The organism is Streptomyces griseus (assembly GCF_001715295.1).
GTDB classification, from domain to species: domain Bacteria; phylum Actinomycetota; class Actinomycetes; order Streptomycetales; family Streptomycetaceae; genus Streptomyces; species Streptomyces griseus_G.
In genome coordinates this window covers 756,321-772,175 of record NZ_MDKB01000003.1, presented here as the reverse complement: position 1 = coordinate 772,175, position 15,855 = coordinate 756,321, and the positions used below count along the sequence as shown (strand labels likewise).

The window sequence follows — 15,855 nt, the reverse complement described above, 5'->3', positions numbered from 1 at the left end:
GCGACCGGGAGGGGGAGGGGCGGCGACCACCCGACCCCGACGCCCGCCCGGAAGGTCCCCTCGATCTCCGGCTGGTGCCGCCGGCTCTCGCCACCTGGGCGGCCTCCGTACTCGCCCTGGGCGTACCCGGACGGTGGGCAGCCGTGGGGGCTCTTCTCAGCGCGTGTGCCGCTCTCGTTCTCGTATCCGTTCCCCGAGCAGCGGCCGCAGTCCGCGCGCGGCGCAGGGAAGCCGAGGAGCGCGGTGCGGACCGGGGAAGGGGTGTCGGCCACGGCCGGGCAGGGGAGCCTGGTGCGAGCGGTGCCGGCCCACTCCGGCCCACGTGGCGTATGACCCCCGTCTTCGGTCCCACGCGGTTGCGCGCAACCCCTGCCTCCTATTCCCCCTGGTGGCGAACGAGGACGGCGACCTCCAGTTCCGCGCGCTTGCGTACGAGTGCTGCCTCCGGCCCTCCGTGGCTGCGTACGACCGCCGTCGCCGGGGTGCTGCTCAGCGTGGCGGCCGGAGCGACCACGGCGGGGCTGCACGGCGCGGACACCCGCAGGGGTCCGGTCCCCGGGCTGGCGCAGGACTACGCGCGCGTCGAAGCCGAGGTGACCGTCACCTCCGACGCACGGCAGACCACGTCCCGGGTGAGGGGCGACCGCAGCACGCCGGTCTCCCTGCTCCTGGAAGCAGAGGTCGACCGGCTGACCGCACCCGACGGGTCGGTCACCAGGGTCCGCACCCCGGTCCTCCTCATGGTCGCGCCGGGTGACGCGGCCGCGACGTGGAAGCGGCTGCTGCCCTCCACCCGGCTTCGTGTCGGCGGGCGGCTCGCGCCACCGCGCCACGAAGGCGAAGGCATCGCGGCCGTGCTCGGCACCGACGCGGACGACCCACCCCGCGTCACGTCCGCGCCGACCCTTCTCCAACGGGGCGCGGGGCGGCTCCGCTCCGGCCTGCGGGAGGCCACCGACGGGCTTGACGCCGACGCGCGGGCGCTTCTGCCGGGTCTCGTGGTCGGCGACACCTCGCGGGTCCCGCCCGAACTGCACGACGCGTTCCAGGCCACCGATCTCACCCACCTGCTCTCCGTGTCGGGAGCCAATCTGTCGATCCTTCTCTTTCTCCTCATCGGACCACCGGGCACGGCCCTGCGCAGCGAACGTCGCGGTCTGGCACCCCGGCTGGGCATCTCCCTGCGCGTGACCGCACTCATCGGAGGGGTGCTCGCACTCGCCTTCGTGATCGTGTGCCGGCCCGAGCCGAGTGTGCTGCGCGCTGCCGCCTGCGGCATGATCACGTTGCTCGCCATCGGCACGGGCCGCCGCCGCTCGCTGCTGCCGGCCCTGGCCGCCGCCGTTCTCCTGCTGGTGCTCTACGACCCCTGGCTGGCGCGTAGTTACGGCTTCCTGCTGTCCGTGCTGGCCACCGGAGCGCTGCTGACCCTGGCACCGCGGTGGAGCAGTGCCCTGCAGCGGCACGGCGTCCCACTGCGACTCGCCGAGATGCTGGCTGCCGCCGGGGCGGCCCAGGCCGTCTGCGCACCCGTGGTCGCTGTCCTCGCCTCGCGGGTGAGCCTCGTCGCGATCCCTTGCAACCTGCTGGCCGAGTTCGCGGTGGCTCCCGCGACGGTCCTCGGGTTCGGCGCGCTCGCGGTGGCCCCCCTGTCGATACCGGCGGCCGAGGCACTGGCCACCGTCGCGGGCTGGCCCGTGGGATGGATCGCGTCCGTGGCCCGCACCGGAGCGGGACTGCCCGGCGCGCAGGCCGACTGGCCGGGCGGCTGGCGCGGCGCCGCGCTGCTAGCTCTCCTCACGACCGTACTGGCACTGTCCGCCCGCCGTCTGGCGCGTCACCCGTGGGTGTGTTCGGCCGCTGCGTTCCTCCTCGTACTGGCTGTCCTGCGGCCCGTACCGCTGACCAGGCTGATGACCGGATGGCCGCCCCCGGGCTGGGCGTTCGCCATGTGTGACGTGGGTCAGGGGGACGCGATGGTCCTCGCTGCGGGGAAGCACACAGGCGTCGTCGTGGACACGGGCCCGGAGCCCCAACTCGTCGACCGGTGCCTGCGAGATCTCGGCATCACCCGTGTGCCGCTCCTCCTGCTGACCCACTTCCATGCCGACCATGTACGCGGCCTGCCGGGTGTTCTCAGGGCACGGCAGGTCGGTGCCGTCCAGACGACCGGTCTCGACGAACCGGCGGACCAGGCCGCCTTCGTCAGGAGAACGGCGGCGAGCGCACACGTCCCCGTCGTCCGGGCCTTGCCGGGGGAGCGCCGCACGGTGGGCCCGCTCGACTGGCAGGTGCTCTGGCCGACGGCCGACGCGCGAGGAGCGGCCATGACGACGGAGGAGCCCAACGACTCCAGCGTGACGCTCTTCGTACGCGCCGGTGGGTTGACCCTGCTGCTCCTCGGCGACCTCGAACCTCCGGCCCAGCGGGGTGTGTTGCGCACCCATCCTGCCCTGCCCCGGGTGGATGTGCTCAAGGTCGCCCACCACGGCTCGGCCCACCAGGACCCCGCACTGCTGCGCAGCACCCGTCCACGACTCGCACTCATCAGCTGCGGTACGGACAATCCGTACGGGCACCCGGCAGCTCGTACGGTGCGGGCGCTCACGGAAGGCGGGGCGCGGGTGTTCCGTACGGACATCGACGGAGCGGTCGCCGTGGCGGGTGCAGGCGCGGGGCTGCGTGCGGCAGGCCGCTCATGACCGGGGGTACCGGCCGGGCCCGCTGCCGGGCCTGCCGGTCAGACCAGCCACACGCCGTCGGCCATCAGATCGCGTCCGGCCAGTTCGTTCACCTCTCGCCAGGCCTTGACGGTGCGGGGCGTGATGCGCAGGTACACCCAGGAGGGACGGCCGCGCGGATCCCAGCCGAGCTTCGCCGCGAACGCGTCTCCCGAGGCGGCGGGGAGCGCGGACCCTTCCACGGTCTCCGCCGTTCCCTCGATCAGCACCACGTCGCGTGTACCGCCCAGGGCGACCCGGACCTGCCCCGTGGGCGTGACGTTGACGGCGGTCGGGTTGGTCCGCCGGGTGGCCAGAAGCAGCGTCTCCCGGTCCCGGACGAACGACAGCGGCACCAGGCACGGCACACCGTCCGTGGAGACCGTGGCCACCCAGGCGTCGGCGTCCTGCTCAAGACGATCGAGTACGTCCTTCTTGCGCTGTTCCGGGTCGCGTGCCGGCTTCTGTTCCGTCATGTCCCGCACGCTAGTCACCAGCCCGGTCCGCCACCTCCGTCCTCGGACCTACGACCTGCGGCTCATGGTGCACCCCTGCGCACCGGGACAGACTTCCGCCATGCAGCAGCAATCGGCGCGGCCTCCTCTGACGTTCGGCAACCCTTCGCCCACCCGTGCGGACTGGGTGGACGCGTACCTGGAGCGCATCGGCGCCACCCACCCCGCCCGCCCCGATGCGGAGGCCCTGCGGACACTGCAGCTCCGGCACCTGACGGCCGTGCCCTTCGAGAACCTTTCCGTCCATCTGGGCGAGGACATCGTCCTGGACGAGGAGAGGCTTGTCGACAAGATCGTCACGGACCGCCGCGGTGGCTTCTGCTACGAACTCAACGGCGCCTTCGCGGCGCTGCTGCGCGCATTGGGGTTCCGCGTCACGCTGCTCCAGGCGCGGGTCTTCGGCGACGACGGAGGCCTGGGAATCCCGTACGACCATCTGGCGCTTCGGGTGGCGACGGAGGACGGAACCGGCCCCTGGCTCGCGGACGTGGGCTTCGGCGATCACGCCCTGTGGCCGTTGGCACTGGACGACCGCACCGAACAGGACGACCCGTGCGGTGTCTTCCGTCTTCGGGAGGCGCCGCAGGGAGACCTCGATCTGCTGCGCGGGGGCTCGGGCCGGCTCCGCCTGGATCTGCGGCCGCGGGTGCTCGCGGACTTCGGGGCCGGTGCCTGGTACCACCGCACGTCGCCCGATTCCGTCTTCACGCGGTCACTCGTGTGTTCGCGACGTACCGGCACGGGCCGGGTGACACTCAGCGGCCGTACTCTCGTCACGACCGTAGGGGGTGAACGGCACGAGACCCTGCTGGACACCGACACCGAGGTGCTGGCCGCCTACCGCGATCATTTCGGCATTCACCTCGTGTCCCCGCCCACGGTGCGCCGGGTCCCGGACGCGTGACCCAGTACCTCGGTCTGGGCAACGGCGTGGAGGGCGAGACCCGCGCCGCCTGCCGGGCCACCACCGAGCTGCACCGTGAGGACTTCACTCTCACCTGGCAGACGATGCTGGCCCGTGGGATCGCCGTCCTCGGTCCGAGCATCAAGATCGATCTGGACGTCCAGATCGTCCCCAAGGGCTGACCGGTCTTCCGCCGGGAGTCGGCCAGGCCGGGATCCGCCAGGAGCCGGCCAGGCCGGGATCCGCCGGAAGCCGGGCGGTACCTGGGGCCGGCCGGAGATCCACCGAGAACCTCCCCTCGGTACTGCCGAGGTCTCCCACACAGCCACGGCCCCGGGCTGCCCTGGCACTCGCACTCCGCCCGGAGCTGTCCTGCCCCCCGGCGCCGGCCCTGGTACGGGCCTTGGTGCGGTCCCGCCCCGCCCCGTTCCCGGCACTCCGCCCGGAGCTGTCCTGCCGCCCCCCCGGCGCCAGCCCCGGTACGGGCCCATCCTCGGTACGGGCCCCGTCCCCGGTGCGCCCCGCCTCGCCCGTCCCGGTCCGCCTCGCCCTGCCCCCGGCACCTGCTCGGCTGCCCGCCCCCTTTGCGACACCGCTCCGGAGGCCGGCGGGACAGCCCTCAGGGCGCCTCCAGCCATCCTTCGTACTCCGAGGCGAACGCGTCGAGGGCGGTGGTGTCCAGCCGCCCGGCCGGGTCCTCCACCACGACCAGCCACTGGGCGTCCTCCGCGTCGTCCTCGCCCGCCAGGGCGTCGCGTACGAGCTGCGGCTCCTCCGCGACGCCGAATCGATCGGGGAGTTCCTCGGCCACCTCCTGGGCCGAGTCGCGGTCGGGCAGCACCAGTACATGTCTCACGTCGCTCACCCGGTCATTCTCCGGTACGCCGGGCCCTGGGGGTACGCGCGCCCATGCCCGGCGGAGGTGGGGCCCGGGCGCCGGCGGCCCCGGGGGTGAGGGCCCGCGCCCCGTGGCCACAGCGGCCATGGCGGCCCGGCGGGTACGCGCACCCGCGGCCCGGCCCGCGTTGTCACAGGGGCGTGGGATGCTGGAGCGCGATGGCCACCAGAAGCAGATCCTCCGACGACCCGCTCGCCCCCGTCACGCTCGCCGTGGGCCAGGAAGACCTGCTCCTGGATCGCGCCGTGCAGCATGTGGTGGCCGCGGCCCGCGCCTCCGACGCCGACACGGACGTCCGCGACCTCACCTCCGACCAGGTGCAGCCGGGGACGCTCGCCGAGCTGACCAGCCCCTCGCTCTTCGCCGAGCGCAAGGTGGTGATCGTGCGCAACGCCCAGGACCTCTCCGCCGACACCGTCAAGGACGTCAAGGCCTATCTGGGAGCGCCCGCGGAGGAGATCACCCTCGTGCTCCTGCACGCGGGTGGAGCCAAGGGCAAGGGTCTGCTGGACGCGGTGCGCAAGGCGGGTGCGCGCGAGGTCGCCTGCCCCAGAACGACCAAGCCGGCCGAGCGGCTCTCCTTCGTGCGGTCGGAGTTCCGGACCCTGGGACGCTCGGCGACTCCCGAGGCCTGCCAGGCGCTCGTGGACTCGATCGGCAGCGATCTGCGGGAGCTGGCCAGTGCCGTCTCGCAACTGGTGGCGGACGTCGAGGGCACCATCGACGAAGCGGTCGTCGGCCGTTACTACACGGGCCGTGCGGAAGCCTCCTCGTTCACCGTGGCCGACCGTGCCGTCGAGGGCCGTGCGGCGGAAGCGCTGGAGGCGCTGCGCTGGTCCCTGTCCACGGGAGTCGCCCCCGTCCTCATCACGAGCGCGCTCGCCCAAGGTGTCCGGGCCATCGGCAAGCTGTCCTCCGCCCGGGGCGGACGGCCGGCCGACCTGGCCCGCGAGCTCGGCATGCCGCCCTGGAAGATCGACCGCGTGCGCCAGCAGATGCGCGGATGGACCCCGGACGGTGTGGCAGCCGCGCTGCGGGCGGTCGCGGCGGCCGACGCGGGGGTCAAGGGCGGCGGAGACGACCCTGAGTACGCCCTGGAGAAGGCCGTCGTCGCGGTCGCCCGTGCGGCACGGCCCGGCGGCCGCTGAGCGCCGCGCCGCTCATGGTCCGCGGGAGCCCGGGGCATACCGTCCGCGCGCTCCGCTCAGGTCCCGGGCGGGCCGACCGGGCCTCATCTTCCGTGCATCCCCGGTTCCCGCCGGCTCCCAGGGGCGTCTGACGCATGCCCGCAGCGCGGCGGTGTCCGGCACGCACGCTCGCCACGGTCCCGTCCCGTGTTGCCGGAGTGCCCGCGTGGTTTCGCCACGGTCCCGTCCCACGTGGTGACGAAAGGCCCACGAGGTCGCTCCGGGCCAGCGAGGCCGCTCCGGGCCTGGACGAGGCCGCTCCGGGCCCGCGAGGCCGCTCCGGGCCTGACGAGGCCGCTCCGCCCCGGCGCCCTGCGATCGCATGCGCACCGGGCGCCGTTCCTTCTCCCGTGCTCATCCGTCAGGCACCCCTCAGCCCCCGCACAGACCGAAACCCTCGCACAGGCCTCAGCCCCCGTACATACCGAAGCCCCACACAGACCGAAGGCCCCGGCCGCGTCCTGGGGAGGACGCGGCCGGGGCCTTCGGTTCACGCTTGGTGCGCCGCACCCGCGTGGCGAACGCAGGTTCGGTGTGCGGCGCGGGGTGCCGGTCAGGAGCGGGAGAGAGGGCCCACTGGATCCGTCCCGGCGATCACATCAGTAGCTCAGCCCTGGAGGGCGGCAACCTTGAGCGCCAGCGCCGACTTCTTGTTGGCGGCGGCGTTCTTGTGGATGACACCCTTCGAGACAGCCTTGTCGAGCTGGCGCGACGCGTCACGGACGGCCACAGTGGCCTTCTCGACGTCACCGGCAGCGGCGGCCTCGCGGGCCTTGCGGATCGAGGTCTTGAGCGAGGACTTGACGGCCTTGTTGCGCAGGCGCGCCTTCTCGTTCGTCTTGTTCCGCTTGATCTGGGACTTGATGTTCGCCACGAAAGAGCCTTTTCAGGTTCGTTGGATCTTCTATGTGCGCCACGCCGCTTCTTCAGGCCACGAGGCACAGCTGCCCACGGTACCAGTCACCGTCGGACCGGCCCAAACCGGTCCCTGCCCCGCAGGCGTGGGACGATGGAAGCTACGTATCGATCCGTCCGACCCGACATCGACCCGAGACACGGCGTTCGGCGTCTCAAGAATCAGGACCCTGCGTGCCCGCGACTCCTACCAACGTGCCCGAGCCGAGCCGTACCGACCCGGCGCTGATCCGCAACTTCTGCATCATCGCGCACATCGACCACGGCAAGTCGACGCTTGCCGACCGGATGCTCCAGCTGACCGGTGTGGTCGACCAGCGGCAGATGCGCGCTCAGTACCTCGACCGTATGGACATCGAGCGCGAGCGCGGTATCACCATCAAATCCCAGGCGGTACGTCTGCCGTGGGCGCCCACCGAGGGCGAGGACACGGGCACGACCCACGTCCTCAACATGATCGACACCCCCGGCCACGTGGACTTCACGTACGAGGTCTCCCGGTCCCTCGCCGCCTGTGAGGGCACGGTCCTGCTGGTCGACGCGGCCCAGGGCATCGAGGCGCAGACGCTCGCCAACCTCTACCTGGCGATGGAGAACGACCTCACCATCGTCCCCGTGCTGAACAAGATCGACCTGCCCGCCGCGCAGCCCGAGAAGTTCTCCGAGGAACTGGCGAACCTCATCGGCTGCCAGCCGGAGGACGTGCTCAAGGTCTCCGCGAAGACGGGCGTCGGCGTGGACGCGCTGCTCGACCGCGTGGTCAGGGACGTGCCGGCGCCCGTCGGCGTGGCGGACGCCGCGGCCCGCGCGATGATCTTCGACTCGGTCTACGACCCGTACCGCGGTGTCGTCACCTATGTCAGGGTCGTCGACGGGCAGCTCAACAAGCGCGAGCGCATCAGGATGATGTCCACGGGCGCCACCCACGAGCTGCTGGAGATCGGTGTCTCCTCCCCGGAGATGACCCCCGCCGACGGCATCGGCGTGGGCGAGGTGGGCTACATCATCACCGGGGTCAAGGACGTCCGGCAGTCCAAGGTCGGTGACACCATCACCTCCCTCAACAAGGGGGCGACCGAGGCGCTGGGCGGCTACAAGGACCCCAAGCCGATGGTGTTCTCGGGCCTGTACCCGCTGGACGGTTCGGACTACCCGGACCTGCGCGAGGCCCTGGACAAGCTCCAGCTCAACGACGCCGCCCTGGTGTACGAGCCGGAGACCTCCGCCGCGCTCGGCTTCGGCTTCCGCGTCGGCTTCCTCGGCCTGCTGCACCTCGACGTGATCCGTGAGCGCCTGGAGCGCGAGTTCGGGCTGGAGCTCATCGCCACCGCCCCCAACGTGGTCTACCGCGTGGAGATGGAGGACGGCTCGGAGCACATCGTGACCAACCCGAGCGAGTTCCCCGAGGGCAAGATCGACAAGGTCCACGAGCCGGTCGTCCGGGCCACGGTCCTGGCGCCCAGCGAGTTCATCGGCGCGATCATGGAGCTGTGCCAGAACCGGCGCGGCACCCTGCTCGGCATGGACTACCTCTCCGAGGACCGGGTGGAGATCCGCTACACCCTGCCGCTCGCCGAGATCGTGTTCGACTTCTTCGACCAGCTGAAGTCGAAGACCCGCGGGTACGCCTCGCTGGACTACGAGCCCACGGGCGAGCAGTCCGCCCAGCTCGTCAAGGTCGACATCCTGCTGCACGGCGACAAGGTCGACGCCTTCTCCGCGGTCACGCACAAGGACAAGGCGTACGCCTACGGCGTCCGGCTCGTCGCCAAGCTGCAGAAGCTCATCCCCCGGCAGAACTTCGAGGTGCCGATCCAGGCGGCCATCGGCTCCCGGGTCATCGCCCGTGAGACCGTCCGCGCCATCCGCAAGGACGTCCTCGCCAAGTGCTACGGCGGTGACATCTCCCGTAAGCGGAAGCTGCTGGAGAAGCAGAAGGAGGGCAAGAAGCGGATGAAGATGGTCGGCAACGTCGAGGTGCCCCAGGACGCGTTCATCTCCGTCCTGTCGACCGACGAGTCGGCCGCCGAGGGCAAGGGCAAGAAGTAGGACCGCGCGGGTGTCCGGGATGACCTCCCACGGGGCGTACGGGGCCGGCCCCGCCTCCCTGGGCGGGGAAATGCCGCACAGGGAGCCGTATCTCGCGTCACCCGCCACGCCCGGGTAGCAGCACGGGCCCCCGCGCCGCAGACTCGGCGGCGCGGGGGCCCGTTCGTTATGAACCGGCGGCCTGTTGCCCCTTACGCCGCGGTCCCGTGCGCTCTACTCTGATCACCACCCGTTAGTTACTCGCCAGTTAAACAAGCAGGTCGAGCGGGAACGAGAACCAGGACCCCCCAAGCAGCAGCAACCAGCAGCCGGTCGTAGCAATGCCGCAGGCCCGGAGGACGTCGTGAGCGACAATCTGACCTTGATCGATAATCGGCCGCCCTCCGTGGCGACTCTCTTCATCGACCGTGTGGCGGCCACGCCGGAGGGGGAGGCCTACCGCTACCCGGTGCCGTCCCCGTCGGGTCAGGGCCCGGACGAGTGGAAGTCGCTGACCTGGGCGCAGGCCGCCGAGAGGGTCTACGCGATCGCCGCCGGTCTGATCGGTCTGGGCGTCGGGCCCGAGGAGCGGGTCGCGCTCGCCTCCTCCACCCGGGTCGAATGGATCCTGGCCGACCTCGGGGTGATGTGCGCCGGTGCCGCGACCACGACGGTCTATCCGTCCACCAACGCCGAGGAATCCGCCTTCATCCTGGCCGACTCCGACAGCCGGGTGCTGATCGCCGAGGACGCCGTCCAGTTGGCGAAGGCCCGGGAGCGCCGTGGGGACCTGCCCGGCCTGGCCCACGTCGTCGTGATCGACCCGGCCGGGGCCGAGCCCGCCGAGGGTGATCCCGAAGGCTGGATCGTCACCCTGGCCGAGCTGGAGGCCCGGGGGAACGCCTACCTGGCGGACAAGCCGGAGGCGGTCACCGAGCGGGTCGCCGCCATCACGGCCGACCAGCTGGCGACCATCATCTACACCTCGGGCACCACCGGCCGTCCCAAGGGTGTACGGCTGCCGCACGACAACTGGTCGTACATGGCCAAGGCGACCGTGGCCACGGGAATGATCAACGCGGACGACACCCAGTACCTCTGGCTGCCGCTGGCCCACGTCTTCGGCAAGGTCCTCACCTCCGGCCAGATCGAGGTCGGCCACGTCACGGCGGTCGACGGCCGGGTCGACAAGATCATCGACAATCTCCCGGTGGTCCAGCCGACCTACATGGCGGCCGTCCCCCGCATCTTCGAGAAGGTCTACAACGGTGTCGCGGCCAAGGCCCGGGCCGGCGGCGGTGCCAAGTACAAGATCTTCCAGTGGGCGGCCGGTGTCGCCCGCGAGTACGCGACGGTGTCGCAGGACAACTTCCGCCGCACCGGCAACGCCTCCGTGCCGTTCGGCCTCAGCGCCCGGCACAAGGTCGCCGACGCCCTGGTCTTCTCGAAGATCCGTGAGGCCTTCGGAGGCCGGCTCCGCGCCTGCATCTCCGGTTCCGCCGCGCTCGCCCCCGACATCGGCCTCTTCTTCGCCGGTGCCGGGATCCACATCCTCGAGGGCTACGGACTCACCGAGTCCAGCGCCGCCTCCTTCGTCAACAGGGGCGAGGCGTACCGCACCGGGACCGTGGGCAAGCCGCTCCCCGGTACCGAGGTGCGGATCGCGGACGACGGCGAGATCCTCCTGCGCGGCCCCGGCATCATGGAGGGCTACCACCGGCTGCCCGAGAAGACCGCGGAGGTGCTGGAGTCCGACGGCTGGTTCCACACCGGTGACATCGGCGAGCTCTCCCAGGACGGCTACCTGCGGATCACCGACCGCAAGAAGGACCTGATCAAGACGTCCGGCGGCAAGTACATCGCCCCGGCAGAGGTCGAAGGCCAGTTCAAGGCGGTGTGCCCGTACGTCTCCAACATCCTCGTGCACGGCGCGGACCGTAACTTCTGCACCGCCCTCATCGCGCTCGACGAGGCGACGATCCTCGGCTGGGCGAAGGAGAACGGCCTGGGCGGCAAGCCGTACGCGGACGTGGTGGCCTCCCCGCAGGCGGTGGAGCTCGTCGAGGGTTATGTGAAGGAGCTCAACGAGGGTCTGCAGCGCTGGCAGACCATCAAGAAGTTCCGTCTGCTGCCCCGCGACCTCGACATCGAGCACGGCGAACTGACCCCCAGCCTCAAGCTGAAGCGGCCGGTCGTCGAGCGCGAGTACCAGGACCTGATCGACGACATGTACGCGGGTTCCCGCGAGGCCTGAGCCGACGGAACCGGCCCAGCGCCCGGAAAGCCCCGAACGGGACGTGGGCGGCCGAGCGGGGCACGACGCGGGCGGGTGGCGGAAGCGCAGGGGGAGAACAGAGGGAGCGCAGGGGCAACCCGGGGGGACAACGGAAGAAGAGCAGGTGAGGGGCGGGGCCGGTGGGCGCGTGAGCAGCCGTCGGCCCCGCCCGTCGTGCGGCTCCTCGCGTCCTGGCTCCGGCCACTTCGGTCACTCGGTGCTTACGGGCGCGGCCGGTCTGTCACTCTGTCGTAGACGCCAGCGGCGTTTCGAGAGAACGGTCAGGAGCCGCACCGTGGGGCCCATACCCTTGCAACGGGACATCGCGCACCGTCCCGGATCCCTCGTCGCCGGTCAGGGCGACGACCCGCGTCTGGTCACGCGGACGAGCCTGCCCGGAATCCCGCAGGCCCCCTCGGCGGGCCGGCGGTTCGTCCGTGCGGCGCTCGCCGACTGGACCGCGCTCGGCCTGCCCTCCGCCGGAGGGTTCGGCGACCGGCTCACCGACGACGCCGTGACCGTGGCCAACGAACTGGTCACCAACGCCGTCGTGCACGCCGGTACGACGGTCGAGCTGCTCCTGAGGCTGGAGGACGCCGCCGGGCAGGAGCCCGCCGCGCTGGTGCTGGAGATCACCGACCACCACCCCGCCCGCTCGGTGCGCGACGGAGGGGCCGAGCGGCCCGATCCCGCCGAGTACGGCCGGGGCCTCCAGCTCGTCGCCACCCTCGCCGAATCCTGGGGCATCACCTACCGCACCGGCCTCAAGACCGTCTGGGCACGCCTCCCGGCCGACGACCGGGAGGGCCTGCCCGGGCCGTCGCCGGCCGAGGAGGCCGCCCGGCGGCGCGGTCTGCGCGCCGCCGGGGTCCTCGCCCCCACGGCCCGGCACGCCGAACACGACGACGCCGGCTGGGCAGGCGGCGGGGCGCTCTCCTTCCTGGCCGAGGCCTCCGACATGCTCGCGGGCCAGCTCGACGAGGACCTCGTGGCGTCGACGGCCGGACAGCTCCTGGTGCCCAGGCTCGCGGACTGGTGCGCGATCTGGCTGGAGAGCGACGGTCCCGGCCCGGCTGCCGCCCCTCGCCTCGCCGGGGTCTGGCACCGCGACGAGGCCCGGAGCGAGCTGCTACGCCCGGCGCTGGAGAAGGACCCGCTCCGCCTGCCCGGCAGCGTCGGCACCGCCCCCGTACCCGTGCCGTGGCCCGGTGAGGCCATGCCGGAGCGCGCTGGCGGAGCCGCGCTCGCCCACCGCATCACCTCGGGCGGCCGCACCCTCGGCGTCGTCCTGACGGGCCGCGCGGGCGTGGCGCAGTTCCCCGAGGAGGTGGCCGTGCTCCTCGCGGACTTCGTACGCCGGGTCGGCCTCGCCGTGGGCGCCGCACGCGCGTACACCCGCCAGGCCACCATCAGCCGCATCCTGCAGCGCGGGCTGCTGCCCAGCAAGGTGGCCGAGATACCCGGGGTCAGCAGCGCGCTGGTGTACGAACCCGGCGACGACGGGGTGGTCGGCGGCGACTTCAACGACCTCTTCCCGTGTCCCGGCGGACGCTGGTGCTTCGTCCTCGGCGACGTGCAGGGCAGTGGCCCCGAGGCCGCCGTCGTGACCGGCCTCGCCCGCCCGTGGCTGCGGCTGCTGTCCCGCGAGGGCTTCCGCGTCGGCGAGGTGCTCGACCGGCTCAACCGGCTCCTGCTGGACGACGCGATGGAGGCCGCCGAGGCCGCCGCCCTGATGGTCGCGGCGGCGGGTGGGCAGCAGATCCAGGACGGCCTGCGCGGCCGCAGCGGGCCGCCCGCCCAGGACGGCTCCCAGTCGCGCTTCCTCTCCCTGCTCTACGGCGACCTCGTCCCGCTCCCGGACGGCGGGGTGCGCTGCACCGTGGCGAGCGCCGGCCACCCGCTCCCGCTGCTGCTGCGCCCGGACGGCTCCGTCCACACGGCCGCCGAGCCGCAGGTGCTGCTCGGGATCGTCGAGGACGTCGCGTACGAGAGCCAGAGCTTCGACCTGGCCCTCGGCGACAGCCTTCTCTGCGTGACCGACGGAGTGACCGAGCGGCGCTCGGGACGGCAGATGTTCGACGACGGGGACGGTCTCGCGCGGGCCCTGGCCGGCTGCGCGGGGCTGTCCGCCGACGGGATCGCCGACCGGATCAAGCGGGCCGTCCACGCCTTCGCCGTGCGCCCGCCCGACGACGACCTGGCCCTGCTCGTGCTCCAGGTCGGCTGAGGGGCGGCGGGAACGTCGCCGGGTCTGGACCGGGGAACTCCGCGGGCGAGTGACAATGGACGGTATGCCTTCCGTACTGCCCGATGGTGAGCCCGTGCCCGACGACGGGGCGCTGCCCCGCCATGCCCTGGAAGGCGCCGCCGGCCGTCCGCTCGGCTTCTACCTGCACGTGCCGTACTGCGCCACCCGCTGCGGCTACTGCGACTTCAACACCTACACCGCCACGGAGCTGCGTGGTTCCGGCGGGGCACTGGCCTCCCGGACGAACTACGCGGCGCACCTGACCGAGGAGGTCCGCCAGGCCCGCAAGGTGCTCGGCGACGACCCGCGCCCGGTCCGCACCGTCTTCGTCGGCGGCGGTACGCCGACCCTGCTGCCCGCCGCCGACCTCGTCCGGATGCTCGCCGCGATCCGCGAGGAGTTCGGGCTCGCCGACGACGCCGAGATCACCACGGAGGCCAATCCGGAGTCCGTCGACCCGGCCTATCTGTCGGTGCTGCGGGAGGGCGGCTTCAACCGCGTCTCCTTCGGCATGCAGAGCGCCCGGCAGCACGTCCTGAAGATCCTGGACCGCACCCACACCCCGGGCAGGCCCGAGGCCTGCGTCGCCGAGGCCCGCGCGGCCGGCTTCGAGCACGTCAACCTCGACCTGATCTACGGCACCCCGGGCGAGTCCGACGACGACTGGCGGGCCTCGCTGGACGCGGCGATCGGCGCCGGCCCCGACCACGTGTCGGCGTACGCGCTGATCGTCGAGGAGGGCACCCAGCTCGCCCGGCGCATCCGGCGCGGCGAGGTCCCGATGACGGACGACGACGTCCACGCCGACCGCTACCTCATCGCCGACGAGGCGATGGCCGCCGCCGGGTTCTCCTGGTACGAGGTGTCGAACTGGTCCCGCACGCCCGAGGGCCGCTGCCTGCACAACGAGCTGTACTGGCGCGGCGCCGACTGGTGGGGCGCCGGCCCCGGGGCGCACAGCCACGTCGGCGGCGTGCGCTGGTGGAACGTGAAGCACCCCGGAGCGTACGCGCAGGCCCTGGCCGAGGGGCGTTCGCCCGGAGCCGGGCGGGAGATCCTCGGGGACGAGGACCGCCGGGTCGAGCGCATCCTGCTGGAGCTGCGCCTCGTCGAGGGGTGCCCGCTGTCCCTGCTCGCTCCCTCCGGTCTCGCGGCGGCCGGCCGGGCCGTGACGGACGGGCTGCTGGAGAGCGGTCCGTACGAGGAGGGGCGCGCGGTCCTCACCCTGCGCGGGCGGCTGCTGGCCGATGCCGTGGTGCGGGACCTGGTGGACTGAGGCCGGCTCCGGCTCCCCGGGGGGCCTCCCGCCCCTCCGGCCCCCCGCTCAGGCCGGGACGGTGACGAAGTCGATCAGCTCCTCGACCCGGCCGAGCAACTGCGGTTCCAGATCCTTGTAGGAGCGGACCCGGGACAGGATGTGCTGCCACGCGGCACCCGTGTTCTCCGGCCATCCCAGCGCGCGGCACACCCCCGTCTTCCAGTCCTGGCCGTGCGGCACCACCGGCCACGCGTCGATGCCCACGGACGACGGCTTCACGGCCTCCCAGACGTCGATGTACGGGTGCCCCACGACCAGGACGTCGCCGTCCGTGACCTGGGCGGCGATGCGGGACTCCTTGGACCCCGGCACCAGGTGGTCGACCAGCACCCCGAGCCGGGCGTCCGGCCCCGGCCCGAACTCCCGGACGATCGCCGGCAGGTCGTCGATGCCCTCCAGGTACTCCACGACGACCCCTTCGACGCGCAGGTCGTCGCCCCAGACCCGCTCGACCAGCTCGGCGTCGTGGCGGCCCTCCACATAGATCCGGCCGGCCCGGGCCACCCGCGCCCGCGCCCCCGGGACGGCCACCGAGCCGGAGGCCGTACGGGCAAGCCGGGCGGGCCCGCCGGCCGACGGGCGTACGAGGGTGACCACCCTGCCCTCCAGCAGGAAGCCGCGCGGTTCCATCGGGAACACCCGGTGCTTGCCGAACCGGTCCTCCAGCGTGACCGTCGGCCCCTGGGCCGTCTTCTCGCAGCGGATCACCGCGCCGCAGAAGCCGGTGGCGACCTCCTCCACGACCAGATCGGGCTCGGCGGGTACCTCGGGGACGGGGGCGGACCTCTTCCACGGCGGGGTCAGATCCTGCTGGTAGCTGCGCATGGCACGACGATAAACGGCGGGG

At 72.3% G+C, this 15,855-nt stretch carries 11 protein-coding genes and 1 pseudogene; 8 read left to right on the top strand and 4 right to left on the bottom strand.

What is annotated here, in order from left to right:
- Positions 1-74 precede the first annotated feature (74 nt).
- The gene (locus BA175_RS19700) at positions 75-2,702 is read left to right on the top strand and encodes a ComEC/Rec2 family competence protein (RefSeq protein ID WP_254667935.1); all 2,628 of its coding nucleotides are present in this window, start codon (positions 75-77) and stop codon (positions 2,700-2,702) included.
- Between the two features lie 38 nt (positions 2,703-2,740).
- Here the strand turns inward: BA175_RS19700 and BA175_RS19695 are convergent, their stop codons facing one another.
- Positions 2,741-3,196: a pyridoxamine 5'-phosphate oxidase family protein gene (locus BA175_RS19695; protein WP_069172752.1), complete on the bottom strand. Its 456-nt coding sequence runs from the start codon at positions 3,194-3,196 to the stop codon at positions 2,741-2,743.
- A gap of 100 nt (positions 3,197-3,296) precedes the next feature.
- Between BA175_RS19695 and BA175_RS19690 the strand changes: the two genes are divergently transcribed.
- Both BA175_RS19690 and BA175_RS19685 read left to right on the top strand, forming a co-directional pair.
- On the top strand, positions 3,297-4,139 hold the full coding sequence (locus BA175_RS19690) for an arylamine N-acetyltransferase family protein (protein ID WP_079159686.1): 843 nt from the start codon (positions 3,297-3,299) through the stop codon (positions 4,137-4,139).
- Positions 4,139-4,321, top strand: a pseudogene (locus BA175_RS19685) (YceI family protein); the annotation flags it as partial. The gene BA175_RS19690 and the pseudogene BA175_RS19685, both read left to right, overlap by 1 nt.
- A 437-nt stretch (positions 4,322-4,758) precedes the next feature.
- Here BA175_RS19685 and BA175_RS19680 read toward each other — a convergent pair.
- Positions 4,759-5,004 (bottom strand): hypothetical protein, encoded by a 246-nt coding sequence (locus tag BA175_RS19680; RefSeq protein WP_069172750.1) that lies wholly within the window; start codon positions 5,002-5,004, stop codon positions 4,759-4,761.
- 191 nt (positions 5,005-5,195) lie between these two features.
- Here BA175_RS19680 and holA point away from each other — a divergent pair, with 191 nt between their 5' ends.
- Entirely contained in the window at positions 5,196-6,185 is a 990-nt protein-coding gene (gene holA / locus BA175_RS19675) for a DNA polymerase III subunit delta (protein ID WP_069172749.1), read from the top strand.
- 646 nt (positions 6,186-6,831) lie between these two features.
- On the opposite strand, the gene rpsT is transcribed toward holA, so the two are convergent.
- Entirely contained in the window at positions 6,832-7,098 is a 267-nt protein-coding gene (gene rpsT, locus BA175_RS19670) for a 30S ribosomal protein S20 (RefSeq protein WP_014156344.1), read from the bottom strand.
- Between the two features lie 215 nt (positions 7,099-7,313).
- Between rpsT and lepA the strand changes: the two genes are divergently transcribed.
- The 4 genes from lepA (at position 7,314) to hemW (ending at position 14,966) form a co-directional block, all read left to right on the top strand.
- A complete protein-coding gene (gene lepA / locus BA175_RS19665) occupies positions 7,314-9,188 on the top strand; it encodes a translation elongation factor 4 (RefSeq protein WP_079159685.1) in 1,875 nt (624 codons plus the stop codon).
- Between the two features lie 343 nt (positions 9,189-9,531).
- Positions 9,532-11,421 (top strand): AMP-dependent synthetase/ligase, encoded by a 1,890-nt coding sequence (locus BA175_RS19660; protein WP_069172747.1) that lies wholly within the window; start codon positions 9,532-9,534, stop codon positions 11,419-11,421.
- A 316-nt stretch (positions 11,422-11,737) separates the two neighbouring features.
- Positions 11,738-13,669 carry an ATP-binding SpoIIE family protein phosphatase gene (locus BA175_RS19655; RefSeq protein ID WP_069172746.1) on the top strand — a complete coding sequence of 644 codons (1,932 nt, stop codon included), beginning with the start codon at positions 11,738-11,740 and terminating at the stop codon, positions 13,667-13,669.
- Positions 13,670-13,733: 64 nt separating this feature from the next.
- Positions 13,734-14,966, top strand: a complete 1,233-nt coding sequence (gene hemW, locus BA175_RS19650; protein ID WP_069173120.1) for a radical SAM family heme chaperone HemW — start codon at positions 13,734-13,736, stop codon at positions 14,964-14,966.
- Between the two features lie 48 nt (positions 14,967-15,014).
- Here the strand turns inward: hemW and BA175_RS19645 are convergent, their stop codons facing one another.
- Positions 15,015-15,833 (bottom strand): DUF3097 domain-containing protein, encoded by an 819-nt coding sequence (locus BA175_RS19645; protein ID WP_069172745.1) that lies wholly within the window; start codon positions 15,831-15,833, stop codon positions 15,015-15,017.
- Positions 15,834-15,855: the final 22 nt, after the last annotated feature.